Below are 24,836 nucleotides of genomic sequence, written 5' to 3' on the forward strand. Positions count from 1 at the left end.
GGGGTGGCGACGGGATGGGGGGACGGGCTGGTCAGAGACGCTCGACGACGGTGGCGACACCCATGCCGCCGCCGACGCAGAGCGTGGCGAGGCCGTATCGCTTGTCCCGGCGCTCCAGTTCGTCGATGAGGGTGCCGAGGATCATCGCTCCGGTGGCCCCGAGCGGATGGCCGAGCGCGATGGCGCCGCCGTTGACATTGACCTTGTCCAGGGAGAGGCCCATGTCCTCGACAAAGCGCAGGACGACCGCCGCGAAGGCTTCGTTGATCTCGACCAGATCGATGTCGTCGATGGCGAGTCCCGCTTTGGCGAGGGCCTTGCGGGTGGCGGGCGCCGGCCCGGTCAGCATGATGGTCGGGTCGGATCCGGTGACGGCGGCGGAGACGACGCGTGCGCGGGGCCTGAGCCCGAAGCGCTCGCCGATCTCCGCGGAGCCGACGGCGACGAGGGCGGCGCCGTCCACGATGCCGGAGGAGTTGCCCGCGTGGTGGACATGGTCGATCTTCTCGACCCAGTGGTACTTCTGCAGGGCGACGGCGTCGAAGCCGCCCAGGTCGCCGATCCCGGCGAACGACGGCTTCAGCGAAGCCAGCGAGTCCGCGGTGGTGCCGGGGCGCATGTGCTCGTCGTGGTCGAGGACGGTGAGCCCGTTGCGGTCACGGACCGGCACGACGGACCGGTCGAAACGGCCGTCCTTCCAGGCCGCGGCGGCCCGCTCCTGGGACAGCGCCGCGAATTCGTCCACATCGCGGCGGCTGAAGCCGCCGAGGGTGGCGATCAGGTCCGCGCCGATGCCCTGAGGGGCGAATCCGGTCGCGAAGCTGGTCATCGGGTCCATCGCCCAGGCACCGCCGTCGGAGCCCATCGGCACGCGTGACATCGACTCGACGCCACCCGCGAGGATCAGGTCCTCCCAGCCGGAGCGGACCTTCGCGGCGGCCAGATTGACGGCCTCCAGCCCGGAGGCGCAGAAGCGGTTCTCCTGTACGCCCGCGACGGTGTCGGGCAGACCCGCCGCGACGGCGGCGATCCGGGCGATGTCCGAGCCCTGGTCACCCAGCGGGCTCACCACTCCGAGCACGATGTCGTCGATCGCCGCCGGGTCCAGTGCCGGGAAGCGGCGGCGCAGCTCATGGATCAGGCCGACGACAAGATCGATGGGCTTGGTGCCGTGCAGGGCGCCACTGGCCTTGCCACGACCGCGCGGGGTGCGGATCGCGTCGTAGACGAACGCTTCGGTACTCACGGCGGCTGCCTTTCGGAGTGCGGTACGGAACGGGTCGGGTGGACGGTCCGGACGGCGGTGCGACGGCGTTCCGCGGCTACGGCATCGGATCCGGGCCGGGCGCGCCGGGCTCCCAGTGTGGTCCCGACAGCTCCCAGTCGCGGGTCACCTCGGCGGTGTCCGCCCCCGGCCTCGCGGGCGGTCGGCGCACGGAGCCGGGGGTGACGGAGAACCGGGGGGCGGGCGCGGGCTGGGTGACGCCCGCGTGGGAGGTGAAGGTCGCTCGGGCCGCGAGATGCGGATGGGCGGGTGCCTCGCGCAGCGAGAGGACCGGCGCGACACAGGCGTCGGAGCCGTCGAAGATCTCCGTCCACTCCTGGCGGGTCTTGGTCCTGAACCGCGCGGCCACGGCGTCGCGCAGTTCCTCCCAGCGGTCGAAGTCCTTACGGGCGGGGACCTCGTCCGCGATGCCGAGCAGGTCGATGAACTCGTCGTAGAACCGCCGCTCCAGCGCGCCCACCGCCATGTACTGGCCGTCGGAGGTCTCGTACGAACCGTAGAAGGGAGCGCCGCCGTCCAGCAGGTTGGAGCCGCGCCTGTCCTGCCAGCCGCCCGCGGCCATCATCGCGTGGATCATGGTGGTCAGATGGGCGGTGCCGTCGACGATGGCGGCGTCGACGACCTGGCCGGTGCCGCCGGGGGTACGGGCGTGCTGGAGCGCCGCGAGCACCCCGATGACGAGATAGAGCGAGCCTCCGGCGTAGTCACCGAGCAGGTTCGCCGGCAGCGCGGGTGGCTCCTCGGCCTTGCCGATCATGGAGAGCGCGCCGGTCACCGCGACATAGCCGATGTCGTGGCCCGCGCGCTCGGCCAGCGGTCCCTCCTGGCCCCAGCCGGTCATCCGCCCGTACACCAGGCGGGGGTTGCGGCCGAGGCACTCCTCCGGGCCGAGACCGAGCCGTTCGGCGACACCCGGCCGGTATCCCTCGATGAGTACGTCGGCGCGCTCGACCAGATCGAGGACGCGGGCCGCGCCGTCCGCCGTCTTGAGGTCGATGAGTACGGAGCGCTTGTTGCGGTTGGTGAGATCGTGCGCCGGATCGATGCCGAGCCCGGCACCGCCCGGGCGGTCGACCCGTACGACGTCCGCGCCGAGGTCGGCGAGGGTCATGGCGGCGAACGGGCCCGGCCCGATGCCGGCCAGCTCGACCACCCGTACACCGGTCAGCGGACCGTTTCCTGTCGCTGCCATCTGGCCCCCAGCACTGTGACACAACTGATGTAACAGCAATGATGCCAGGAACGCGCCCCGCTCGGCACAGGCGCTCGGCGCGGGCCGACTGAACGTGCCGGGCTCGTTGTCCACCCTTCCTCCCACCGCGGGCGCCGGCCACCGGCGACGACGCCGGGCATCCGGCGGGCGCGGCGTCCGGCCGCGCGGCACGGGCCCCGGCGGCCGTACGGTGTCGCGTTCCCGGCCCGAGGGGCTCCGCCGGTCCGCGCGTCGCGAGGCGTCCCGCCACGCTGCTCCGGACGAGTGCCCCGGCTCCGGCCGTACGGTCGCGGGCCGGGCGGTCCCGGCCGGCTACCGCTTGCCGGTGGCCTCGCGCAGCGCCCGGCGGCAGAGCGCGTCGGCGCGTCGTGTGGACTCGGGCAGGCGGTAGTCGCGGGCCAGCCGCAGTGTGTGGGCGCAGGCGTTCGCCAGGCCGACACGGTGGCCGACCGAGACAAACACCGGCTTGACGCCGTCCTGGGTGCGCAGCGCCCGGCCCACGTCCTCGCCGTTGTCGGCCATCAGTGGCGAGGAGTCGCCACGCCGGGTGCCCGGCTGCTCGTAGGAGAAGGTGAACGGGTTCTTCGCCACGCCCATGACCGGGAGCCCGGTGAGAACTCCGAGATGGGCGGCGAGCCCGAAGCGGCGCGGATGGGCCCGGCCGTAGCCGTCGCAGACGACGAGTCCGGGGTCCGATGTGAGCGATTCCAGAGCGGCCAGGACGGTCGGGATCTCCCGGAAGGCCAGCAGCCCCGGGACGTACGGGAACGCGACACGGCCGACGGCGGTGGCCTCGGCGACCACGGCGAGGGTGGCGGCGTCCAGCACGACGGCCGCGGCGGCGACTACGTCGCGCTCGTCGTCGTAGGCCACATCGACGCCGGTGACCAGCCCGGTGCCGGGCGGCGGTCCCGGTTCGTCGAGCACGACGCGGCGGCGCAGCTCGTCCTGGACGGCACGCGCCTCGGCCTCGTCCGCGGGCATCCTGATCGTCGTCATGGTGACCACGACCCTACGGCCGCGCACCCGGCGCGGATCCCCCGAGCCCGGAGATCGACCGGACACGTCCTAATGTGACGATCATGTTTGTACTTGAATTGACCTATACCGCGCCCGTCGAGCAGGTCGACGCGTTCCTCGACGCCCATGTCGCCTGGCTGGACACGGAGTACGAGTCCGGTGTCTTCATCGCCTCGGGCCGCAAGAACCCCCGCGACGGCGGGGTGATTCTGGCGCTCGGGGACGACCGCGCCGAGATCGAGCGGATCACCGCGGCCGATCCCTTTGTGACCGGCGGGGTCTGCGCCTACCGGATCACGGAGTTCACCGCGACGAAGACGGCGCCCGCGCTCGCGGCGTACCGCGAGCCGCTTCCGCACTGAGCCCGTTGCCCCGATGCCCCGATGAGGGGGGGCGCCGCCCAGGACGCGTGGTGAGTCCCGGGCGGCGCCCCCGCCCCAGATGAGCGGCGTAAAATCCCTCATACCTGGACCATTCGGTCCATCGTCATGGGGCTGAGCCCGACCGCACGGTGACGCAAGTCACTCCCCATCCGGAGCACGGATCGGCACGCTCAGCCGTCTTCCTCCATAGGAGAAGAACGCGTCCCACTCCATCTCCCGTCCGTCGAAGGGGAGCAGGCCATGCCACCCGTCATCGAACAGGCCGTAGAGGCCCGCCTGGTAGCGGCCGTCCCCAGGACGGAGACCGTCCCCGCGACGCTGCGCTACGACCGGGGGGAACCCTTCGCCGTATGCATGGCGTTCCCTCCCCCGGCGACCCTTGAGGGCACCGAGGTGACCTGGGAGTTCTCCCGCGAGCTGCTCGCCAGGGGGATGACCGAGCCCGCCGGTGTCGGCGATGTACGGGTGCGGCCCTTCGGGTACGGCCGTACGGTCCTGGAGTTCCACGCCCCCGAGGGCACCGCGATGGTGCATCTGCGCACCTCCGAGCTGCGCCGCTTCCTCGAACGTTCCCAGGGGCTGGTGCCCGCCGGCCGCGAGCACCTCTATCTCGACCTGGATCACGACCTGACCGAGCTGCTGCGGCGCGACGCGAGCTGACCGCCGCGCCCGCCCCCGGCTGCGGCCGGACCGCCCCGATCCGTACCGCGCCGAGCCGGCGCGGGCGTCCGCGCTGACCCATTCCGGTACCTCTTGGTGCCGTCCCGGCGGAGAATCCCCAGGGGAATGTTCTCCTCCATACCCGCGTGACCTGCGCGTCTCACCGGGTGTCACAAGCTTTCGACGTCGCGGGATTGGCCTTCGGCTTACCGCGGCTTTAACCTACGGTGTCGTAACCTACGAACCCGTAGGTACATCTCCCGTCCCCAGGAGCACCCGTGACGATCACCTCTCCCCACCTCGGCAGTTCGGACGCGTGGACCGACGCGCGACTACTGTTCGCGCTGGAAGAGGTGGTGGAGAAGGAACTCAACCGCCATCTCAAGGTCGCCAAGGACTGGATGCCGCACGAGTACGTCCCCTGGTCCGACGCCCGGAACTTCCCCGGGATATTCGAAGACGGCGAGGCATGGGACCCCGAGCAGTCCAAGGTCACCGACATCGGCAAGATCGCGCTCGTGGTCAATCTGCTGACCGAGGACAATCTCCCCAGCTATCACCACGAGATCGCCAGTCTCTTCGGCCGCGACGGCGCCTGGGGCACCTGGGTGCACCGCTGGACCGCGGAGGAGGGCCGGCACGGCATCGTGATGCGCGACTATCTGCTCGCCTCACGCGCCGTCGACCCGGACAAGCTGGAGCAGTTCCGGATGGCGCACATGTCGGAGGGCTTCGAGTCCGACAACCGGCACTCGATGCTGCACTCGGTCGCCTATGTCGCCTTCCAGGAGCTGGCCACCCGTGTGTCGCACCGCAACACCGGACATCAGTCCGGCGATCCGGTCTGCGACCGGATGCTGGCGCGGATCGCCACCGACGAGAACCTGCACATGGTGTTCTACCGGAATCTGCTGGGCGCGGCCTTCGAGATCGCACCCGATCTGACCATGCAGGCCGTACGTGACGTGGTCGTGCAGTTCCGGATGCCCGGACACGGCATGCCCGGCTTCGAGCGCGCCGCCGCCCAGATGGCCATCGGCGAGATCTACAACATGCGGATCCACCACGACGATGTGCTCCAGCCGGTCCTGCGCTATCTCAAGGTCCTCGACATCGACGGACTGGGCCCCGAGGGGCTCAAGGCACAGGATGAGCTGGGCCTGTACATGAACGGCCTGGACGTCGAGGCGAGTAAGTTCGACGAGAAGCTGGCCGCGCGCAAGGCACGGATGGCGGCGCGCGCCGCAGGCTGACGGGCCGTCAGCACACCGGCCACAAGGGGCCGTTCGCGTGAGGGCCGGAGCCGGCCGACGGGGAGGCCCCACCCCGCCGCGCGCGAGCGGGTCGTACGCTGTGCCGGATGAAGCCTGTCACGCGCCTCTTCCTCATAGGCGCTCCCATTGTCGTCGCCGCCGCCGTCATCTTCGGCGGCGGCGACGACTCGGGTGTGCTCGCCGACAATCCGCCGGCCTATCCGGGCCAGAGCGCTCCCAATCCGCTGACGTCCGGGGAGCCGGACGACCAGGCGGCGCTGGAGGAGCGGATCGACAGGATGCCGCCCGGCCTCGCCGCTCCCGGGAAGAAGGAGATCGCCGCCAGGCTCGTGGCCAGCGCGGAGAACTCCACGCTCGACTGGCGCGGCCAGTACGGCGCCATCGAGGACATCGGTGACGGCAACGGCTACACGGCCGGCGTCATCGGATTCTGCTCCGGTACGAACGACATGCTGCAACTGGTCGAGTCGTACACGAAGAGCCATCCCGCCAATCCGCTGGCCCGGTATCTCCCGGCGCTGCGCGAGGTGGACGGCACCGACTCGCACGAGGGCCTGGATCCCGGCTTCCGCGACGCCTGGGCGGAGGCCGCCGAGTCACCCGACTTCCGCACGGCGCAGGACCGGACCCGCGACCGGATCTACTTCAACCCCGCCGTGCGGCTCGCCAAGATGGACGGCCTCGGGACACTCGGGCAGTTCGTCTACTACGACGCGATGGTGCTGCACGGCCCCGGGCTCGACGCGGAGGGCTTCTACGGAATCCGCCAGGCGGCGATGAAGAAGGCGAAGCCGGCCGCGGAGGGCGGCGACGAGAAGACCTATCTCAACGCCTTCCTGGACCAGAGCCGGGCCGTGATGAAGGCGAAGCTCATCACGTCACAGCGCGACTCGTCGCGGATCGACACCGCCCAGCGGGTGTTCCTGCGGGACGGCAACATGAATCTCGATCCGCCGCTGACCTGGCAGATGTACGGGGAGACCTTCCGGATCGACGGGCGCTGAGGCCCGGCGCGGGGTCGCTCGCCCCCGCGCGGCCGACGGAGCCGTCTCAGCCGCCATTGCGCCGGAGCCGCTGGCGCTCCTTCTCGGAGAGCCCGCCCCACACCCCGAAACGCTCGTCGTGGGTGAGCGCGTACTGAAGGCAGGCCACTCGGCCCTCACAGGCGCCACAGACCTGTTTGGCCTCGCGGGTGGAGGAGCCGGGAGCGGGGAAGAAGAAGTCCGCCCCGGTCTGAGCGCACAACGCGCTCTCCTGCCAGGAGAGTTCGTGCTTCGGGCGGTCGGTCCTGGCGCCAGTGCTGGTGGAACCGGTGGTGATGTTGATCGGCATGCCTGACAGGCTGCCCCGCCGCGATAAACATCCGCTTGACGAACACTTAATGGCCGCCGGACCGGCGGCCCCGGGGCCCGGCCGAGGCGGTCAGACCGCCGGCGCCGCCTGGAGGACGGCGAACCGCGCCCCGTAGGGATCGGCGAGCCGGGCGAAACGGCCCACGCCCTTCAGCTCGACGGGCGGCATCAGGACCGTACCGCCCAGTGCTCGCGCGACCGCTACCGTAGCGTCGCACTCCGTGACCGCGAAGTACAGCAGCCAGTGCGGCCCGCTGTCGGCCTCGACCGGATCTGAGCCGAGAGGCACGAGCCCTCCGAAGACGGAGTCCGAGCCCTGACCGGCCGGGTTGATCATCCGGTAGGTGCCGCTGCCGTCCGGCATCGGGATACTGACGACCTCCCAGCAGAAGACCGAGTTGTAGAAGGCGAACGCGCCGTCCGCGTCCGGCGTGTACAGCTCGCACCAGCAGAGGCTGCCCGGCTCATTGACCACGCCCAGGCCCTTGTTCCGGCCCGGCTGCCAGACCGAGAAGGCGGCGCCCGCCTCGTCGGTGAAGACCGCCGTCGTGCCGAGCCCCATGATGTCCATCGGCTTGAAGACGACACAACCGCCGCTCTGCTCCACGGACTTGGCCGTGGCCTCGGCGTCGGGCGTCCGGAAATACGGCGACCAGGACGGCGGCCCCTGGTCCGGTGGGACGATCATGACACCGGCAGCGGTCCGGCCTCCCGGGTTCCGCTGAAATATGCCGTAGCCGCCCGCCTCGGGCCCCGCCGAGCGGTAGTCCCAGCCGAAGAGACCGTGGTAGAAGACGGTCGCTCCCTCGATGTCGGGAGTGCCGAGGTCGACCCAGTCCGGCGAGCCGGCCACAAACGGGGTGATGAGCATGGCGCGCTCCTTCGGGAATCCCGTCCCTCTGCCTCCGAGTCTCCCTCCGATGCCGCGCCGCCGCACGCACGGAGCGCGCGGCCCGTCCGGCGTCCGGGGCGGCTGAATGGTTGTGCGCCACTCCGCATCCTTCCCGGGTGCTTGGAAACGGGCTCCCGGGAACCTTGCCGCCGCCCGTGGAAACGCCCATGGGCGGCGACAGGGATCCGTCCGCGCGGACCGGAGCCGGGTGCGATGCCGCCGGGCGATCGCGAGGTCACATGCCCTTTGGCAGTGCGGTCGCGTTCACTTCTTGACGGCACCGGCACCCGGCCGCCGGCTACTGCGAAACCCGCACGTAGTCGATCAGCATCTTCTGCGGGAGGGTGGTCGAGGCGTCCGGCGGCCCCGGGAAGTCACCACCGATCGCGTTGTTGAGGATGATGAAGAACGGGTGGTCGTACACCCAGGGACCCCTCGTCTGCTCCAGCGTGGAGCGCTCCACGGTGAAGAAGGCGTTGCCGTCGACCGTGAAGGTCATCCGGCTGGAGTTCCAGTCCACGGCGTAGGTGTGGAAGGCGGACGCGAAGTCCGACCCGGGCACGGTGTACGGGGCGCCGTACCCCCCGCCGCCGTTGTAGGCCGGCGCGTGGAGGGTCGAGTAGACGGTGTCAGCCGTCTTGCCGACATGCTCCATGATGTCGATCTCACCGCTGTTGGGCCACGGTGTGCCGGTCTTGAAGTTCGATCCGAGCAGCCAGAACGCCGGCCACAGGCCCTTGGTGCCGGACACCTTGATCCGTGCCTCGACATGTCCGTAGGTGAAGTTGAAGTGGTCCGCCGTGTTGAGCCGGCCCGAGGTGTACTGGCAGGTGGTGCTGCCGCTCAGCGGATCGCGCGGGCAGGAGGAACCGGGAGTGACCTCCTTGCGGACCTCGATGCCGAGGTTGCCGTTGCCGTCCATCGTGGCGTTCCGGTTGTTGGTGTAGTACTCCAGTTCGTTGTTGACGCCGGGGCCGGTCTCGGCCGTCCACTTCGCCGGGTCGGGCGTGCTGCCCGCCGGGCCGTTGAACTCGTCGCTCCACACCAGGCGTGGCGGGTTGGCCGGGTCCGGCGGCTGGGGCGGCGGGGCGGTCGGGCTGCCGCCGGTGCCGTACACGTCGAAGTCCCACAGTGAGTAGCCGTACGCGCCGACACGCGCCGTGCCGTACATCCGGACGTAACGGCCGGTGCCGGTGACGTTCAGGGTCTCCTTGAAGCCCTTGCCCGTGGTGGTGGAGTAGATGCTGGTCCAGTTGGTGCCGTCGGGCGACGTCTGGATCTGGTACGAGGTCGCGTACGCCGGGTCCCACTGGAGGACGACCTTGTTGATCTGGGCGGTCGCGCCGAGGTCCACCCGGATCCAGCCCGGGTCGACCCAGCCGTTGGTGTCACTGGTCGCCCAGCGGGTGGCCGGGTCGTGGTCCAGCGCCTTGGCCGGGGTGCAGCCGGAGCAGTTGGGGCTGTCCTGGTAGGTCGAGGCCGTCGCCGGCTTGTTGTAGGAAAGCAGGGTCGAGCCGCCGGTGGGCGGCGGTGTGGTGCCGCCACCGCTGGTGAAGACCTGGAATTCCCAGAGCGAGTAGCCGTACGGGGTGGCCCGCTGGGTGCCGTACACCCGCACATAACGGCCGGAGCCGGTGAGTGTGATCACCTCGGTGGCGCCGGGGCCGGTGGTGGTGGAGTGGACGGTCGTCCAGTTGGTGCCGTCCGTCGACGTCTGGATCTGGTACGCCTTGGCATACGCGGCCTCCCAGCTCAACTGCGCTCCGCAGATGGACTGTACGGAGCCGAGGTCGACCCGGAGCCACTGCGGATCAGCGGCCGCGCTGGACCAGCGGGTCCCGGCGTCACCGTCGACCGCGGCGGAGGCCGGACCGGCCGCGTTCTCGGTCGAGGAGGCGGTGGCCGGCTGGTTGAGCGCCGCGTTGGTCTGGCTGCAGCCCGTGCCGGAGGACCCGCTGCTGCCGTACACCTGGAATTCCCAGAGCGAGTAGCCGTACGGGGTCGCGCGCTGCGTGCCGTACACCCGCACATAACGGCCGGAGCCGGTGACATCGAGCGTCTGGTCGCCACCGGTGGCGGTGGTGGTGGAGTAGACGCTCGTCCAGTTGGTGCCGTCGGGCGAGGTCTGGATCTGGTAGGCCCTGGCGTACGCCGCCTCCCAGTCGAGGGTGACCCGGGTGATGGAAGCGGTCGCGCCGAGGTCGATCTGGAGCCACTGCGGATCGGCGGCGGCGCTGGACCAGCGGGTGCCCGCGCTGCCGTCGACCGCCGCGGAGGCGGGGGTGCCGGCGTTCTCCGTGGAGGACGCTGTCGCCGTCCTGCCCTGCGAGAGCAGGGTGTCCGCGGCCTTGGCCGGCGTGCCGGTGAAGGCCAGCGCCAGACTCGCGACAAGAGCGGTGACAAGGGAGATAACGAGGGCGTGTCTGTGACGTGATACGGAGAGGGTGGCACTGCCTGTCATGGCGTCTCCTCATGGTCGCCAGTCCCGAGAGAGCGCTCTCTGGATGAGGTGATGATTACGGCGTTGTTGCCGACGCGTCAATAAGTTGAACGAGTTCCGGCACACACGGTCTTCAATTGATTAATCAATTGTCGTGTGTTGATGGTTTGTCAGGTTGACATTCCTCCGGCGACCTGTCAGGGGACGGCGGGCCACAGCGAAAGGCCGCCGCCTCTCACGAGGCGGCGGCCTGCCGGGTGGTCGCGGGACAGCCCTCAATGGCCCGAGTGGTCGGTCATGCCCTTCATTCCGGTCGCGCCCGCCGTGCCCTTCTTCGGCTTCGCCGCGCCCATCGGGTGGTCGGGGCCGTGTGGCTCGTAGCCCGGGACCGTGCCGTCCGGCTTCGCCACCAGCAGCAGTCCGGCCATGCCCATGTCGGAGTGGCTCTGCACATGGCAGTGGTACATCCAGGCGCCGGCGCCCACGTGTTCGCCCGCGATGATCTGGAATCCGAACGACTCAGCGGGGCCGGTGATCCGGGTGTCCACGACCCGGCTGGGATCGTCGGGGCCCGTGAGCAGGCCCGTCCTGTTGTCCGCCCAGCGGTGACCGTGAATGTGGAAGGTGTGGTAGAACTCGCCGTGCGTGATCATGATGATCTCCACCCGGTCCCCCACCGTGGCCTCGAAGTTGGGGGACTCGGCGGCGGGCTTGTTGTTGATCGTCATGTCGTTGAAGACGATCGTGAACTGCTTGTCCGGCAGGATGTCGCCCCTCCTGCGGACGATCAGCGGACCGTAGAGGCCCTTGCGGATGCCGCCGGTGCCGTGGTCCGTACCGACGACGTGATCGTGGTAGTGCCAGTAACCCGCGCTGCCCGCCTGCCAGGTGCCGTCCTTGCGCTTGCCGGGGGCATGCGTGCGCCAGGTGTAGGTCCGCGTACCACCGGGCTCGACGTGACTCCTGGTCATCCGTGTGCCGTCGCTGGCGATGTCGTAGTCCACGCCGTGGACATGGAGGCTGGCCGCCACGTCCGACGCGTTCTCGAACTCGATGTGCAGGGTGTCTCCCTCCACCAGCTCGATCAGCGGGCCCGGGACGGTCGCCTTGCCCTTCTCCAGGCCGTAGCCGAGCTGACCGTCCGGCAGTGTCTCGGCGTAGAGCTTGAGGTGGCGTACCTGCCCGCCCGCGGGCGCCGTCCTGGGCGGCGGTTCCGCCGAGGTCGCCGACGGGGCGGTGGCGACCGACAACGATGTCACCCCTGTCGCCGCCACCGCGCCACCCGCCAACAGGCGCCGACTGAAGGTCCGTCTGTCCATGGCCATACCGAACTCCCCAGTGCCGTATGGAGGTTGCGGGGCCCAAGAGGCCCCGGGGACGGCCACACGGTAGACCAGTGATCTTCGTTTATCCACACTCAGGACAAAGTTGGTGGGATTACGGTTCAACCTATTGGCGAGTCACCGAAAGAGGTCTAGCTTCAGGCGCTGTTGCTATGACCCAAAGAGGTGTGACCTAAGAGGGGTGGGTGAACACATGCAGCGCGCACCACATCACCGGTCAAGATCCAGGCGCGGAATGGCCGCGGCCCTGGTGGCCGGCACGATGGCGGCGTCTCTGCTCGGCGGCACCGCCGCGACCGCAAGACCGTACCCGGAAGCGCCGTCGACAACGTTGTCCCTTCCGTCGCCTCCCGGCGGCAAGAACGTCAAGGTCCTCGTCTTCCACGCGTCGGCCACCGAGGAGACACCGGCCGTCGACGCGGGTATCGAGGCCATCGAGGCGATAGGTCTCTCGGGAACCGCTGCCCAGCGCTTCAAGACCGAGGCCACGGACGACGGTTCGGTCTTCACCAAGGCCAAGAAGCTCGGTACGTACAACGCGGTCGTCTTCCTCACCGGAGGCGGCGATGTGCTCGATCCCGAGCAGGAGGCGGGCCTGGAGGCCTATGTGGAGGCCGGTGGCGGCTTCCTCGGCATCCATGACGCGGCCCGTACGGAGCCGTACTCCGACTGGTTCACCGGACTGATCGGTGCCCGGCCGGCCGCCACGAGTCCCACCACTGTCCAGCGCGCGACCGTCGAGGTCGGCGACCGGGTCAACCCGGCCACAAAGGACCTTCCGCTGGAGTGGAAGCGCCCGGACAAGTGGATCAACTGGGCGAGCAACCCGACCGGCAAGGTGCACACCGTGGCCCGGGTCAGGGAGAGCACGTACCAGCCCGGCGCCGGTGCCAACGGCTCCGACCACCCGGTCTCCTGGTGCCGTGACTACGACGGCGGCCGGTCCTTCTACACCGGCATGGGCGGTACGGCCGAGTCGTTCGCCGAGACCGACTTCCGCGACCATCTGCGCGGCGCGCTCCTGTGGACGACGCGGCTCTCCCGCGCCGACTGCAAGGCGACGATCGACGCCAACTACACGGCGGAGCGCGTCACCCAGCCGAACCAGCCGGGTCAGCAGGACCAGATCGGCGAGCCGCACGGCATGGTCGTCGCGCCCGACGGTCGTGTGCTGTACATCGGCCGCGGTGGCGGTACCGGCAGCGACCCCGTCGTGACCGACTGGAACAACCCGGACGTCGGCAAGGGCAAGGGCGACATCCACGTCTACGACCCGGTGACGAAGAAGGTGACCCTCGCGGGCTCACTGACCATCTTCGGCAACAAGGGCGGCGGCGACGAGCTGCAGAAGGTCGAGGAGGGGCTGCTGGGCATTGTGCTCGACCCCGACTTCGAGACCAACGGCTGGGTGTATCTGCACTACTCGCCGCACTCCGAGATCAACCGTGACACCCAGATGGGCAAGCGGCGGGTCGCCCGCTTCACCCTGGATCTGACGACCAACAAGCTGGACCTCGCCTCCGAGAAGGTCCTGCTGCAGTGGCCGGTGCAGATCCACAGCTGCTGCCACGCGGGCGGCGGTATGGCCTTCGACTCGAAGGGCAATCTGTACATCGCGGTCGGCGACAACAACTCGTCCGGCTTCAGCGACGGTTACTCGGGCAACAACCCGCAGCCCAACTACAAGGGTGTGTCCTTCGCGGACGCACGCCGCACCGCGGGCAACACCAACAACCTCAACGGGAAGATCCTGCGTATCCACCCGGAGGACAACGGGACGTACACCCTGCCCGAGGGGAACCTCTTCACGGGCAAGGAGACGGCCGAGGGCGGCGGCAAGACCCGCGGCGAGATCTATGTGATGGGCGTGCGCAACCCGGCACGTATCTCCATCGACACCAAGACCGATGTGCTGTACGCGGGATGGGTCGGCCCGGACGCGAACGCGCCGAGCACCACCTGGGGCCCGGCGAAGTACGACACCTTCTCCGTCATCACCCACGCCAGCAACCGCGGCTGGCCGTACTGCATGGGCAACAAGCAGCCCTACCGCGACCGCAATCTGCCCGACCCGAGCAAGCCGCTCGGCTGGTACGACTGCGACAACCTGAAGAACGAGTCGCCCAACAACGACGGCCTGGTGAACATCCCGCCGGCCGAGTCCAACACCATCTGGTACTCGCCCCAGGGCGGTGCCCCCGACTACCCGCGTGACGCGAACGGCGTTCCCAGCTACAAGGCGTCCGAGGCGAAGTTCCTGCTGCCGTGGCTCAAGGGCGGCGGCCAGGCGACCATGGACGGCCCGGTCTACCGGTACGACGCGACAACCGACAGCGCCGTCAAGTGGCCCGAGTACTGGGACGGCAAGTGGTTCGTCGGTGACTTCTACGACGCGGACAACCCGCGCCACGCGGTGCTGACCGACCCCAAGACCGCCGGTCAGGGCGGACTGCCCGTGTCCGCCGAGTCCCTGAAGAAGATCATCCCGGTCGGTGAGGGCGGTATCCGCAACCTCATGGACTGGAAGTTCGCCCCGGACGGGTCGCTCTACGTCCTGGACTACGGGCGTGGCTTCTTCACCTCCGATGCCCAGTCCGCGCTCTGGCGTGTGACGTACAAGGGCGGCGCGCCGACACCGGCCGCCGATGATCTGGCCAGGAAGGCGGCGCAGTGAGACACCGACCTCTACGCCTGTGGACGGCGCTCGTGGGCGCCCTGCTGATGGTGCTCGGGCTCACCACGACGGCGGCGTACGGACGCCCCGACGACCGTGCGGACAACCCCGCGGTGGCGGCCCAGGTGCTCACCTGGACGGCCGGCGACCCCATCGACCACTACCTCACGTTCCCGACCACCGCGGTGGCCGGACCGACCACGATCGTCTTCGAGAACAGCGCGGCCACCGGCAACACCACCGGGATGCCGCACACGCTGACGTTCGACGTGTCCAATTCGGACTACAACAACGACGTCCCGCTGAACATCCTGGCCAACCCCAGTGATGCCAATGGCGGCAAATACACCGCCGAGGTCGATCTCAGCCCCGGCACGTACCGCTTCTTCTGCTCCATGCCCGGCCACAACATGATGACCGGCATCCTCACCGTGACCGAGGGCGGCGGTGGCGAGGACACCACCGCTCCCGTGACCGCGGCCGAGGTCACGGGCCAGCAGAACGCCGACGGCGCGTACGTCGGTTCCGCGACGGTCTCGGTGACGGCGACCGACGAAGGCTCCGGCGTGGCGACGACCGAGTACGCGGTCGGGGCCGACGGGCCGTGGCAGGCCTACACCGCCCCGGTGGTCGTCGACCAGGTCGGCGCCCAGACGATCCGCTACCGGGCGACCGACAAGGCGGGCAACGCGGCGGCCGAGAAGTCCGTGGACTTCACCGTCGTGGCCCCGCCGACCGACGACACGGCGGCGCCGGAGACCTCGGCGACCGTGAGCGGCGAGAAGGACGAGGCGGGCAACTACCTGACGATGGCCACGGTCACCGTCACCGCCTCGGACACCGGCTCGGGCGTCAACACCATCGAGTACGCGATCGGCGCGGACGGCGCCTGGCAGCCGTACACCGCTCCGGTGATGGTGCACGAGGTCGGCACCCACACGGTCCGCTACCGCGCCACCGACAAGGCGGGCAACGCGGCGGCCGAGAAGTCCGTCGGGTTCACCGTCGTGGAGGCGCCGGCGCAGGACACCACCGCGCCGGCGACCTCGGCAGCGGTGGCCGGTGACAAGAACGCCAACGGCGCCTACATCACCAGCGCCAAGGTGACGGTCACCGCGACCGACGCCGAGTCGGGCGTGGACAAGGTCGAGTACTCGCTCGACGGCGGCCCGTACCTCGCGTACAGCGCGCCCGTCATCGTCGACCCGGTCGGCTATCACGTGTTCGCGTACCGCGCGACCGACAAGGCGGGCAACACCGCACCGGCCAAGCAGGTGACCTTCACCATCGCGCAGGGCGGCGGTGTCCCGGCTCCCAACTGCCCCGAGTACGACGAGCGGTTGACGGTCATCGTCGGCACGGTCGACACGGGCGTGCCGAACCGGCTCACCCGTAACCGGTGCACGGTCAACGAGCTGATCGAGGACGAGCGGGAGTGGACCTCCCAGGCCCTCTTCCTCAAGCACGTCGACGGTGTGCTCGACAAGCTGCTGACCGACAACGTCATCGACCAGCGCGAGTTCAAGAAGATCACCAAGGCTGCCAAGCAGTCCAAGATCGGGAAGCCCGGCCAGACCACCGGCTACCGCGATCTCTTCGACGGCACGGCGGCCTCCCTCGCGAAGTGGGAGCAGGTGGGCGGCGGCAAGTTCGCGCTGACCGACGACGGTGCCATCAAGAGCAGCACCACGGTCGACGGCATGGGCATGCTGTGGTTCCCGGAGCGCAAGTACGGCGACTTCTCGCTGAAGCTCCAGTTCCGCGACGACGCCCCGGGCACGGGCAACGCCAACGGCGGTGTCTTCGTCCGCTTCCCGAACGTGCACGGGCACCCGGAGGAGTCCCGCCCCGAGTGGGTCGCCATCAACTACGGCCATGAGATCCAGATTCTCGACAGGCCGGACGGCGACATGTACAAGACCGGCTCGATCTACGGCTTCGACCGTGTGGGCCTGGGCGGCGCGGGTGTCACTCCGAAGGGCACCTGGAACGACTACGAGATCCGTGTGGTCGGCCAGCACTTCACGATTCTGCGCAACGGGGTCCTGATCAACGAGTTCGACAACATCGGCGGTCAGACATTCACCCCAGAGCGCGCCGGTGACCCGGGCACGGACGGCCGGCGGTACGCCACCGGCTATGTCGGGCTCCAGGTCCACAGCACGACGGATGTGATCTCCTACCGCAACATCCGCATCAAGGAGCTGTAGCAGGACCGGCTCCGGTTCGTTCGCCGAGGTGCCCCCTCCCGCGCGGGAGGGGGCACCTCCGTCTGCGGGGGCCTGGCGGAGGTGACCGCTACCCGCCGCTGTCGCGTCGGGCCCGGCTCGGCTGGACCCGCTTCGGCTCGCCCGGCATCTTCGGATAGTCCGGCGGATACGGCATGTCCCCGAGCCCGTGGTCCCGTTCGTACCGGTCGGCCAGTTCCAGCAGCCCTTCGAGGCTGTGTGCCTCGTCGTCCATCCCCGCGTGCACATCGCCCAGTTCGGCGAAGCGCACCGGCATGGTCGCCAGATCGAAATCGCGCGGCGCGACCTCGTCCAGCTCCGACCAGCGCAGCGGCGCGGAGACCGGTGCGTGCGGCCGGGGGCGCACGGAGTAGGCGGAGGCGATGGTGCGGTCGCGCGCGGTCTGGTTGTAGTCGACGAAGATCCGCTCGCCGCGTTCCTCCTTCCACCAGGCGGTGGTCACCCGGCCCGGCATCCGCCGCTCCAGCTCGTGGCCCACGGCGATGGCGCACCGGCGTACCTCGGTGAAGGTCCAGCGCGGTTCGATCGGTACGAAGACATGGATGCCCCGGCCGCCGGACGTCTTGGGCCAGCCGTGCAGTCCCTGCTCGTCGAGGAACGCGTGCAGTTCGTGGGCGGCCCGGACCGCGTCGTCGAAGTCGGTGCCGGGCTGCGGGTCCAGGTCGATCCGCAGCTCGTCCGGGTGGTCGGCGCGACCCCTGCGTACCGGCCAGGGGTGGAAGGTGAGACAGCCGAGGTTCGCCGCCCAGAGCACGGCGGCCACCTCCGTCGGGCAGATCTCGTCGGCCGAGCGCCCGCTGGGAAAGTCGATCCGGGCGGTGGGGATCCAGTCGGGCAGATTCTTGGGCGCGCGTTTCTGGTAGAAGGACTCGCCCTCGACGCCCTCCGGGAAGCGCTCCAGTGTCGTCGGCCGGTCGCGCAGGGCCCGCAGCACACCCGGCCCCACGGCCAGGTAGTAGCGGGCGACATCCAGCTTCGTAAAGCCTCGCTCAGGGAAATAGATCTTGTCCGGGCTGGACAGCCGTACGCTCCGGCCGCCCGCCTCCAGCTCCACCGCTGCACCCATGTGCGCCACCGTAGGCCGGGCGCACCCGGACCGCATATCGGGCGGAGCGCGATGTTCCCCAGCACAATCGGGGCATGGATCTGCCGGTGATGCCCCCTGTGAAGCCCATGCTCGCCAAGTCCGTGGCCGGCATTCCGGCCGGTATGCAGTACGAGGCCAAATGGGACGGCTTCCGGGCGATCATCCACCGCGACGGCGACGAGGTGGTGATCGGCAGCAGGACCGGCAAGCCCCTCACCCGCTACTTTCCCGAGCTGGTCACGGCCCTGCGCGCCGAGCTGCCCGAACGGTGCGTCGTGGACGGCGAGATCGTGATCGTCCATGACGGCCGGCTGGACTTCGACCGTCTCACCGAGCGTATCCATCCGGCGAAATCACGGGTGGACACGCTCGCCGAGCGGACCCCGGCGAGCTTTGTCGCGTTCGATCTGCTGGCGCTCGGGGACGCCGCGCTGCTGACGGTCTCGCAGGCGGGGCGCCGGGAGGCGCTGGAGGCCGCCCTGGTCGGCGCCGAGCCACCAGTGCATGTCGCGCCCGCCACCACGGACATCGAGCGGGCACGGCAGTGGTTCGAGCAGTACGAGGGCGCCGGGCTCGACGGAGTGATCGCCAAGCCGCTCGATCTGCCGTACCGGCCTGACACCCGGTCGATGTTCAAGATCAAACACGAGCGGACCGCGGACGTGGTCGTCGCGGGCTACCGGCTCCACAAGAGCGGCCCGGTGGTGGGATCTCTGCTGCTCGGTCTCCATGACTCCACGGGGGCCCTCCAGCATGTCGGCGTCTGCGCCGCGTTCTCCATGAAACGCCGGGCGGAGCTGGTCGAGGAGCTCGCGCCGCTGCGGATGGAGTCGGCGGCGGGCCATCCGTGGGCCGCGTGGGCCGACGAGGCCGCGCACGACACCGCCAGGCTGCCGGGCGGGCCGAGCCGCTGGTCCGGCACGAAGGACCTGTCGTGGCTTCCGCTGCGTCCCGAGTGGGTGTGCGAGGTCGCCTACGACCATTTGGAGGGCGCCCATGAGGGCGGCAGGTTCCGGCACACGGCGCAGTTCCGCCGCTGGCGCCCGGACCGTACGCCCGCGAGCTGCACCTACGCCCAGTTGGAGGAGCCGGTGCGGTACGACCTGGGGGAGGTGCTGGCGCTTCCGCGAGGCTGAGCGGCCGTCGGCGGTGGTCCGGTCCGGTCCGGTTAAGTCCGGTCCGGTCCGGTTCGGTCCGGTCTGGTCACTCCCCGAAGACGCCGTCCGCATAGACCCAGGCACCCTCGTGACGCGCGAAACGGCTCCGCTCGCGCAGTACTCCTGGCCTGCCCTGCTGCGTGAAGCGGGCGCGGAAGGTGACGGTACCGGTGGTGTGGAACGCGCTGCCGTCAGTGGTGTCCAGGATCTCCAGGCCCGTCCACCGCATGGCGGGGTCGAGATCCACGCTCGGCGGGCGGGTGGCCGGGTCCCATGTCGTCAGGAGATACGGCTCGTCGCGCACGGCGAAGGCGCTGTAGCGGGAACGCATCAGCAGCTCGGCGGTGGGCGCGGTGGCGGGTCCCGCGTGGAACCGCCCGCAGCACGCGCCGTACGCGGCGGGCAGACCGCAGGGACACGGCGAGGCGGTGGTGACGGCGGGGAGTTCGGAACGCTTGGCGCGGGACGCACGGGCGGGTCGTCGGGACATGGCCCCATTCTGCGGCCTGCGCGGGGCGTTCTCTTGGCCGGCCCGGCCCGGCCGGGCCGTGCGCCGGAGCACCCGCCCGCCCTCGACGCACACGGCGTATGCCGCCGGCCGGAAACTCATCCCCGCCCTTCCCGCTTGGGGCCCCTCCCCCTGGGCCCGGTGGCCAGGATCCTCGCACGGCCAGGGTCTCCCGTGAACCCTGGTGCCGTGCCACGCGTCATGGCGCCGGGCAGCCTCTCACGCCGGGCCGAACCGGCGGCGGTAGGCGCTCGGCGGGAGACCCGTCCTGCGGCGGAGCTGGGCGCGCAGATTCGCCGATGTGCCCAGGCCGCTGACGCGCGCCACCCGGTCGAGCCGTACCTCGCCCTCTTCCATCAGGCGGCAGGCCAGGGCCACTCGCTGCGCGGTGAGCCAGGCCAGCGGCGTGGTGTCGAGCTGGGTGCGGAAGCGGCGGTGCAGGGTCGCCTGGCTGACGGCCGCCCGGTCCGCCAGGTCCGCCACGGTCAGCGCCGTGCCGAGCCGCTCCCCTGCCCAGGCGAGCAACGGTCCGAGCGAGGTGTCCGGGACGGCGGGCAGCGGCTGTTCGACGAACTGGCGCTGGCCGCCGTCGCGATGGAGCGCGAAGACCAGCCGGCGGCTGACGGAGACGGCGGCCCCCGCCCCGTGGTCCTGGCGGATCAGCTCCAGACAGGTGTCGAGAGCGGCCGCGCTGCCGGCGGCGGTGACGATGTCGCCGTCGTCGACGAACAGCACCTCCGGGTCGAGCCGTACGGCTGGAAAGCGGGCCGCGAAGAGCCCGGCCCAGCGCCAGTGGGTGGTGGCCCGCCGTCCGTCGAGCACTCCGGCCGCCGCCAGCGTGAAGGAACCGGTGCAGAAGCTGACCAGCCGGGCCCCGCGCGCGGCGGCCCGGCGCACGGCGGCCAGGACCGCCTCCGATGGATCGTTCTCGGGGTCGGGACGGTTGGGAACGATCACGGTGTCGGCACGGTCCACGGCGTCGAGTCCGGCCACTCCGGAGAGCTGGAAGAAGCCGGAGTGCATCCGCACGCTCGGGGACTCGGCGCACAACTCGAAGTCGTACCACCGCCGGTCCAGTTCGGGGCGGGCGAGGCCGAAGAGCTCGGTGGCGATGCCCATCTCGAACGGATTGGAGCCATCCGCGACGATCATGACCACACGGTGCGAGGATCCTTGCGCCATATGCAATTCCTAGCACTCGCACACGCTCCTCGCCAGGCCGATGATCGTTCCATGAGCCCTCACCCCATCTCGCTGAGCAAGGCCCTCGACTCCTTCGACGCCCTGTGGAGCCCACGCATCGTGACCCGCGTCAATGACTACGACGTACGGGTCGCCAAGGTCGCCGACGAGCACGTCTGGCACGTCCACGACCACACCGACGAGTTCTTCCAGGTCCTCGACGGCGAGCTGCTGATCGCGCTGCGCGAGGACGGAGCCGAGCGGACCGTCGTCCTGCCCCGCGGCTCGGTGTTCGTCGTCCCGCGTGGCGTCGAGCACAAGCCGTCGTCGCCGGAGGGCGCCTCGATCCTGCTGTTCGAGCCGACCGGCACCCTCTCGGTCGGCGACCGCCATGACGAGCTGCCGGCCCATGTCGATGCCACGACGGGGCACGGCCTCTGACGACACGGGCGCCCGGGCCCGTCGCGGCACCCCGCGCGGCGACGGGCCGCCGGGCCGCCGGGCAGCGCAGGGCGGCACATCGCCACATCACCGAGATAGGTGACGGTGCCCTCGCGGCCACGCCCGGCAGACCATGGTCCAGAACAAGCCAAGGTGACTGGTAAGCGCCGTGTTGCCACCGCGTAAAGGCCCACGTGATCCACGGCGCGCCCGAGCGAACCCACAGCGAACGGCTGACCGACTTTCGGACAACGATCTCCGCTCTGGTGACAATCAGACCTCCCGCTGAAACTATCTGCATACCGCATGGACGTCGCATCGCACGTTTCTTCCCCGGAGGACTTCCAGCCTCCGGTTCCCGCTCGCCACCGGCCGCCCTCTCATGGCCGGACAGAAGGAAGCCGCAGGAGTGACGAACTTCTTCCGTAGCACCAGGACAACGTTGTCTCACGCCTCTCTCCCCGCCCCTCGCCGGACCTCCGCGCGGGGGCGTGTGGCGGGGACAGCCGCTGTCGCCATGGCCGCGCTCCTCGTCTCCGCGCTCCCCGCCGCGGGCGCTGCCTCCGCCGCGCCGGCCGGCGCGGATCGGGCCCCACGACAGATCGCGGCGAAGCCAAGACCCGGCGCCGCCGCCGTCCGGCTCTCTCCCGGACAGCGGACCACGCTGCTGAAGGCCGCCACGGATTCGGCGTCCGCCACCGCCCGTTCGCTGAAGCTGGGCGATCAGGAGAAGCTGATACCGAAGGACGTCGTCAAGGACGCCGACGGCACCGTGCACACCCGGTACGAGCGCACCTACGCCGGACTCCCCGTCCTTGGCGGCGACTTGGTCGTCCATGAGCGCGCCGGCGCCCGTACCGTCACCAAGGCGTCGAAGGCGAAGGTCTCGGTGCCGACGACCAAGGCCGCCGTCACGGCCTCGGCGGCGAAGAAGTCGGCCCTCGCCGTCGCGGAGACGGAGAAGACCGAGGAGGCCGCCCCGGACGGAGCGCCGAAGCTGGTCGTCTGGATGGGATCCGGTACGCCCACGCTGGCCTGGGAGTCCGTCGTCACCGGTGTGCAGGAGGACGGCACCCCCAGCGAGTTGCACATCGTGACCGACGCCAAGAGCGGCGAACGGCTCCAGAGCCACGAGCAGATACACGCCGGTACGGGCAACAGCCAGTACAGCGGCACGGTGCAGGTCGGCTCCGTCCGTAACGGCGACGTCTACGAACTGACCGACGCGCAGCGCGGCGGCCACAGGACGTACGACCTGACCCTGGGCGGGAACGGCACCCTGCTGACCGACACCGACGACGTCTGGGGCGACGGCACGAACGCCGACCGCCAGACGGCGGCCGTGGACGCCGCCTACGGCGCGCAGAAGACCTGGGACTTCTACCACGACCTGTTCGGCCGCAACGGCATAGCCAACGACGGCGTCGGCGCCTACTCCCGCGTGCACTACGGCGACGGATACGCCAACGCCTTCTGGGACGACACCTGCTTCTGCATGACCTACGGCGACGGCATCGGCAACGCCAGGCCGCTGACCTCACTCGACATCGCCGCACATGAGATGACCCACGGTGTCACCTATGCCACCGCCGACCTGGACTACGAAGGCGAGTCCGGCGGTCTGAACGAGGCCACCAGCGACATCATGGCCGCCTCCGTGGAGTTCTTCGCCAACAGCTCCAGTGACGTGCCCGATTACCAGATCGGCGAACTGGACGACGTCCGCGGCACCGGCAAGCCGCTGCGCTATATGGACCAGCCCTCCAAGGACGCCTCCGCCAAGGGCACCTCCCAGGACTTCTGGACCCCGGAAACCGACTCGCTCGACCCGCACTTCAGCTCCGGCGTGGGCAACCACTTCTTCTATCTGCTCGCCGAGGGCAGCGGGAAGAAGACCATCGGGGGTGTCTCCTACGACAGTCCCACCTATGACAACAAGCCCGTCGCCGGCCTGGGTCTGCACAACGCCACCAACGTCTGGTACCGGGCGCTGACCCTCTACATGACCAGCGACACCGACTACGCGGGCGCCCGGACCGCCACCCTCCAGGCGGCGTCCGACCTGTTCGGCAGGTCCAGTGACGCCTACGAGGCCGTCGGCAACGCCTGGGCCGCCGTCAACGTCGGTCCCCGCTACGTCAACCACATCGCCGTCACAGCGCCGTCCACCCGGGACGCGGCGGTCGGCCAGCCGACCAGCCGGCAGATCGAGGCGACGACCTCCCGTCCCGGGGTCCTGACCTACTCCGCCACCGACCTGCCCGGCGGCATGGCGATCGACCCCGTCACCGGCCTGATCTCGGGCACACCCACCACGGCGGGCACCTTCACGACCGTCGTGAGCGTCAGGAACTCGGCGGCCGAGACGCTCAAGGTCCCCTTCACCTGGACCGTCCTCGCCTCCGGCGGCGACTTCTTCGTCAACCCGGCGCGGTACGACATCCCGAACTGGGGCATCGCCAGGTCGCCGATCACCGTCACCGGCCGGGAGGGCAACGCCTCCAGCGACCTCAAGGTCACGGTCAACCTCTTCCACGGCTTCGCCGGCGGCCAGGTCATCGACCTGATCAGCGAGGACGGCACATCGATCCGGGTGAAGGACTTCGTCTACGCCCCCGGTCCGGAGCTGCACGCGACCTACACCGTCGACGCCTCCGCGGTGCCGGCCAACGGCACCTGGACGCTCAAGGTCGAGGACAACACACCCGGCATCTTCACCATTCCGCCGGGCTACCTCGACAGCTGGAGCATGACCTTCTGATCCCGCTTCTCCACCGCATCACGCTTCTCACCGCATCAGCCAGCCGCCGCGTCCGGTCAACCGGGCGCGGCGGTGGTGTTCCCCGGAAAAGGCTCGGCGCCGCGAAGGGCAGGACGCGAATGGCAGGATGAGGGCAGGCCCAGGGAAAAGGTGTCGAAACATGGCAGTTGTCCACCACACCACCATGACGCCCGGCAAGCTGGAGCTGCTCGCCTCCTGGCTGCCCGCGCAGCCCTGGTACCTCGGCACGGCGGACACGCCGCGGCTCACCAAGGCCGGCGGCTTCCGCCTCGACGATCCGCAGGGCGAGGTGGGGATCGAGTTCATGGCGGTCACCGACGAGTCCGGAGAGCGGCCGGTGACGTACCAGGCGCCTCTTAGTTACCGTGGCGCACCGCTCGACGGTGCCGACCACGCGCTGATCGGCACCGCTGAGCACGGCACGCTTCGACGTCGGTGGATCTATGACGGAGTCCACGATCCGGTTCTCGCCGCTCAGCTCTTCGCCCTGGTCCTCGGCGAGGCCGAACCGCAGGCCCAGAGCACAAGCGACACCCGCGATCCGTCCGTCACCAGCCACTTCAGCGGCACGAGCCCGGGGGCGTCGATCGGTCCCATGGAGGTGATCGACGGGCCGCACGGGACCGATCTCCTCGTGGGAACCCTCTCCGTTTCCGGGCTGCCGCGACCGGCCGAGGGGCTGACCCTCCGAGTGAATCGCGTCCTGCGGCCGGAGCGGGCCGAGCCGTCCGCCGGAGCGGCAGCGGTCCTGGGACATGTCACCGCCGACTGGCTTCTGCCGGACGGCACCACGGCACGCGGGCCCTACACCGTCGTGCGCGCCACCCCACTTTCCAGGAGAACATCTACTTGAGAGTTTTCGAGCCCCCGAAAAGGCCCCAACCGTCCTGATGC

The 24,836-nt window shown here is 69.8% G+C and carries 20 protein-coding genes; 10 read left to right on the plus strand and 10 right to left on the minus strand.

Annotated elements, in window-relative coordinates:
• Positions 1-31 precede the first annotated feature (31 nt).
• From ABZ707_RS03585 to ABZ707_RS03595, 3 genes are all read right to left on the minus strand, one after another.
• On the minus strand, positions 32-1,246 hold the full coding sequence (locus ABZ707_RS03585; RefSeq protein WP_360167098.1) for an acetyl-CoA C-acetyltransferase: 1,215 nt from the start codon (positions 1,244-1,246) through the stop codon (positions 32-34).
• A gap of 76 nt (positions 1,247-1,322) precedes the next feature.
• A complete protein-coding gene (locus ABZ707_RS03590) occupies positions 1,323-2,477 on the minus strand; it encodes a CaiB/BaiF CoA-transferase family protein (RefSeq protein ID WP_360167101.1) in 1,155 nt (384 codons plus the stop codon).
• Positions 2,478-2,810: 333 nt separating this feature from the next.
• Positions 2,811-3,497: an endonuclease V gene (locus ABZ707_RS03595; protein ID WP_360167104.1), complete on the minus strand. Its 687-nt coding sequence runs from the start codon at positions 3,495-3,497 to the stop codon at positions 2,811-2,813.
• A gap of 83 nt (positions 3,498-3,580) precedes the next feature.
• Between ABZ707_RS03595 and ABZ707_RS03600 the strand changes: the two genes are divergently transcribed.
• From ABZ707_RS03600 to ABZ707_RS03615, 4 genes are all read left to right on the plus strand, one after another.
• Positions 3,581-3,880 carry a YciI family protein gene (locus tag ABZ707_RS03600; RefSeq protein ID WP_360167107.1) on the plus strand — a complete coding sequence of 100 codons (300 nt, stop codon included), beginning with the start codon at positions 3,581-3,583 and terminating at the stop codon, positions 3,878-3,880.
• 261 nt (positions 3,881-4,141) lie between these two features.
• Positions 4,142-4,561 carry an SsgA family sporulation/cell division regulator gene (locus tag ABZ707_RS03605; protein ID WP_360167110.1) on the plus strand — a complete coding sequence of 140 codons (420 nt, stop codon included), beginning with the start codon at positions 4,142-4,144 and terminating at the stop codon, positions 4,559-4,561.
• A 278-nt stretch (positions 4,562-4,839) separates the two neighbouring features.
• Positions 4,840-5,814 carry an acyl-ACP desaturase gene (locus ABZ707_RS03610; protein ID WP_360167113.1) on the plus strand — a complete coding sequence of 325 codons (975 nt, stop codon included), beginning with the start codon at positions 4,840-4,842 and terminating at the stop codon, positions 5,812-5,814.
• A gap of 107 nt (positions 5,815-5,921) precedes the next feature.
• On the plus strand, positions 5,922-6,839 hold the full coding sequence (locus ABZ707_RS03615; RefSeq protein WP_360167116.1) for a chitosanase: 918 nt from the start codon (positions 5,922-5,924) through the stop codon (positions 6,837-6,839).
• 46 nt (positions 6,840-6,885) lie between these two features.
• Here ABZ707_RS03615 and ABZ707_RS03620 read toward each other — a convergent pair whose 3' ends face one another.
• The 4 genes from ABZ707_RS03620 to ABZ707_RS03635 all read right to left on the minus strand — a co-directional run bounded on the left by ABZ707_RS03620 (position 6,886) and on the right by ABZ707_RS03635 (position 11,838).
• Positions 6,886-7,167 (minus strand): WhiB family transcriptional regulator, encoded by a 282-nt coding sequence (locus tag ABZ707_RS03620; protein WP_360167119.1) that lies wholly within the window; start codon positions 7,165-7,167, stop codon positions 6,886-6,888.
• Between the two features lie 90 nt (positions 7,168-7,257).
• Complete coding sequence (locus tag ABZ707_RS03625; protein ID WP_360167122.1) at positions 7,258-8,058, minus strand: VOC family protein; 801 nt, start codon at positions 8,056-8,058, stop codon at positions 7,258-7,260.
• 319 nt (positions 8,059-8,377) lie between these two features.
• A complete protein-coding gene (locus ABZ707_RS03630) occupies positions 8,378-10,540 on the minus strand; it encodes a discoidin domain-containing protein (RefSeq protein WP_360167125.1) in 2,163 nt (720 codons plus the stop codon).
• Positions 10,541-10,794: 254 nt separating this feature from the next.
• Positions 10,795-11,838, minus strand: coding sequence for a multicopper oxidase domain-containing protein (locus ABZ707_RS03635; RefSeq protein WP_360168399.1), 1,044 nt, complete (start codon positions 11,836-11,838; stop codon positions 10,795-10,797).
• Positions 11,839-12,055: 217 nt separating this feature from the next.
• Here ABZ707_RS03635 and ABZ707_RS03640 point away from each other — a divergent pair, with 217 nt between their 5' ends.
• Both ABZ707_RS03640 and ABZ707_RS03645 read left to right on the plus strand, forming a co-directional pair.
• Positions 12,056-14,536 (plus strand): ThuA domain-containing protein, encoded by a 2,481-nt coding sequence (locus ABZ707_RS03640; protein WP_360167128.1) that lies wholly within the window; start codon positions 12,056-12,058, stop codon positions 14,534-14,536.
• 47 nt (positions 14,537-14,583) lie between these two features.
• On the plus strand, positions 14,584-16,746 hold the full coding sequence (locus ABZ707_RS03645; RefSeq protein ID WP_360168402.1) for a family 16 glycoside hydrolase: 2,163 nt from the start codon (positions 14,584-14,586) through the stop codon (positions 16,744-16,746).
• Positions 16,747-16,834: 88 nt separating this feature from the next.
• Here the strand turns inward: ABZ707_RS03645 and ligD are convergent, their stop codons facing one another.
• Complete coding sequence (gene ligD / locus ABZ707_RS03650) at positions 16,835-17,851, minus strand: non-homologous end-joining DNA ligase (RefSeq protein ID WP_360167131.1); 1,017 nt, start codon at positions 17,849-17,851, stop codon at positions 16,835-16,837.
• 74 nt (positions 17,852-17,925) lie between these two features.
• Here ligD and ABZ707_RS03655 point away from each other — a divergent pair, with 74 nt between their 5' ends.
• Entirely contained in the window at positions 17,926-19,008 is a 1,083-nt protein-coding gene (locus ABZ707_RS03655) for an ATP-dependent DNA ligase (RefSeq protein ID WP_360167134.1), read from the plus strand.
• A 67-nt stretch (positions 19,009-19,075) separates the two neighbouring features.
• Here the strand turns inward: ABZ707_RS03655 and ABZ707_RS03660 are convergent, their stop codons facing one another.
• Both ABZ707_RS03660 and ABZ707_RS03665 read right to left on the minus strand, forming a co-directional pair.
• Entirely contained in the window at positions 19,076-19,519 is a 444-nt protein-coding gene (locus ABZ707_RS03660) for a YchJ family protein (RefSeq protein WP_360167137.1), read from the minus strand.
• A gap of 237 nt (positions 19,520-19,756) precedes the next feature.
• Entirely contained in the window at positions 19,757-20,689 is a 933-nt protein-coding gene (locus ABZ707_RS03665) for a helix-turn-helix domain-containing protein (RefSeq protein ID WP_360167140.1), read from the minus strand.
• An 81-nt stretch (positions 20,690-20,770) separates the two neighbouring features.
• Between ABZ707_RS03665 and ABZ707_RS03670 the strand changes: the two genes are divergently transcribed.
• The 3 genes from ABZ707_RS03670 (at position 20,771) to ABZ707_RS03680 (ending at position 24,795) form a co-directional block, all read left to right on the plus strand.
• On the plus strand, positions 20,771-21,160 hold the full coding sequence (locus ABZ707_RS03670) for a cupin domain-containing protein (protein WP_360167143.1): 390 nt from the start codon (positions 20,771-20,773) through the stop codon (positions 21,158-21,160).
• 517 nt (positions 21,161-21,677) lie between these two features.
• A complete protein-coding gene (locus ABZ707_RS03675; RefSeq protein WP_360167146.1) occupies positions 21,678-23,921 on the plus strand; it encodes a M4 family metallopeptidase in 2,244 nt (747 codons plus the stop codon).
• Positions 23,922-24,081: 160 nt separating this feature from the next.
• On the plus strand, positions 24,082-24,795 hold the full coding sequence (locus tag ABZ707_RS03680; protein WP_360167149.1) for a 1,4-alpha-glucan branching protein: 714 nt from the start codon (positions 24,082-24,084) through the stop codon (positions 24,793-24,795).
• The last annotated feature ends 41 nt before the right edge of the window (positions 24,796-24,836 follow it).

The organism is Streptomyces sp. NPDC006923 (genome assembly GCF_040635655.1).
Lineage (GTDB): Bacteria > Actinomycetota > Actinomycetes > Streptomycetales > Streptomycetaceae > Streptomyces.

What these genes read in the sequence shown, in the direction of transcription:
- ligD (WP_360167131.1), bottom strand. Translation starts at nt 17,851, where the DNA reads ATGGGTGCAGCGGTGGAGCTGGAGGCGGGCGGCCGGAGCGTACGGCTG.
- ABZ707_RS03630 (WP_360167125.1), bottom strand. Translation starts at nt 10,540, where the DNA reads ATGACAGGCAGTGCCACCCTCTCCGTATCACGTCACAGACACGCCCTC.
- ABZ707_RS03620 (WP_360167119.1), bottom strand. Translation starts at nt 7,167, where the DNA reads ATGCCGATCAACATCACCACCGGTTCCACCAGCACTGGCGCCAGGACC.
- ABZ707_RS03635 (WP_360168399.1), bottom strand. Translation starts at nt 11,838, where the DNA reads ATGGACAGACGGACCTTCAGTCGGCGCCTGTTGGCGGGTGGCGCGGTG.
- ABZ707_RS03665 (WP_360167140.1), bottom strand. Translation starts at nt 20,689, where the DNA reads ATGATCGTCGCGGATGGCTCCAATCCGTTCGAGATGGGCATCGCCACC.
- ABZ707_RS03595 (WP_360167104.1), bottom strand. Translation starts at nt 3,497, where the DNA reads ATGACGACGATCAGGATGCCCGCGGACGAGGCCGAGGCGCGTGCCGTC.
- ABZ707_RS03615 (WP_360167116.1), top strand. Translation starts at nt 5,922, where the DNA reads ATGAAGCCTGTCACGCGCCTCTTCCTCATAGGCGCTCCCATTGTCGTC.
- ABZ707_RS03605 (WP_360167110.1), top strand. Translation starts at nt 4,142, where the DNA reads ATGCCACCCGTCATCGAACAGGCCGTAGAGGCCCGCCTGGTAGCGGCC.
- ABZ707_RS03675 (WP_360167146.1), top strand. Translation starts at nt 21,678, where the DNA reads ATGGCCGCGCTCCTCGTCTCCGCGCTCCCCGCCGCGGGCGCTGCCTCC.
- ABZ707_RS03660 (WP_360167137.1), bottom strand. Translation starts at nt 19,519, where the DNA reads ATGTCCCGACGACCCGCCCGTGCGTCCCGCGCCAAGCGTTCCGAACTC.
- ABZ707_RS03655 (WP_360167134.1), top strand. Translation starts at nt 17,926, where the DNA reads ATGGATCTGCCGGTGATGCCCCCTGTGAAGCCCATGCTCGCCAAGTCC.
- ABZ707_RS03625 (WP_360167122.1), bottom strand. Translation starts at nt 8,058, where the DNA reads ATGCTCATCACCCCGTTTGTGGCCGGCTCGCCGGACTGGGTCGACCTC.
- ABZ707_RS03670 (WP_360167143.1), top strand. Translation starts at nt 20,771, where the DNA reads ATGAGCCCTCACCCCATCTCGCTGAGCAAGGCCCTCGACTCCTTCGAC.
- ABZ707_RS03680 (WP_360167149.1), top strand. Translation starts at nt 24,082, where the DNA reads ATGGCAGTTGTCCACCACACCACCATGACGCCCGGCAAGCTGGAGCTG.
- ABZ707_RS03645 (WP_360168402.1), top strand. Translation starts at nt 14,584, where the DNA reads ATGGTGCTCGGGCTCACCACGACGGCGGCGTACGGACGCCCCGACGAC.
- ABZ707_RS03640 (WP_360167128.1), top strand. Translation starts at nt 12,056, where the DNA reads ATGCAGCGCGCACCACATCACCGGTCAAGATCCAGGCGCGGAATGGCC.
- ABZ707_RS03600 (WP_360167107.1), top strand. Translation starts at nt 3,581, where the DNA reads ATGTTTGTACTTGAATTGACCTATACCGCGCCCGTCGAGCAGGTCGAC.
- ABZ707_RS03590 (WP_360167101.1), bottom strand. Translation starts at nt 2,477, where the DNA reads ATGGCAGCGACAGGAAACGGTCCGCTGACCGGTGTACGGGTGGTCGAG.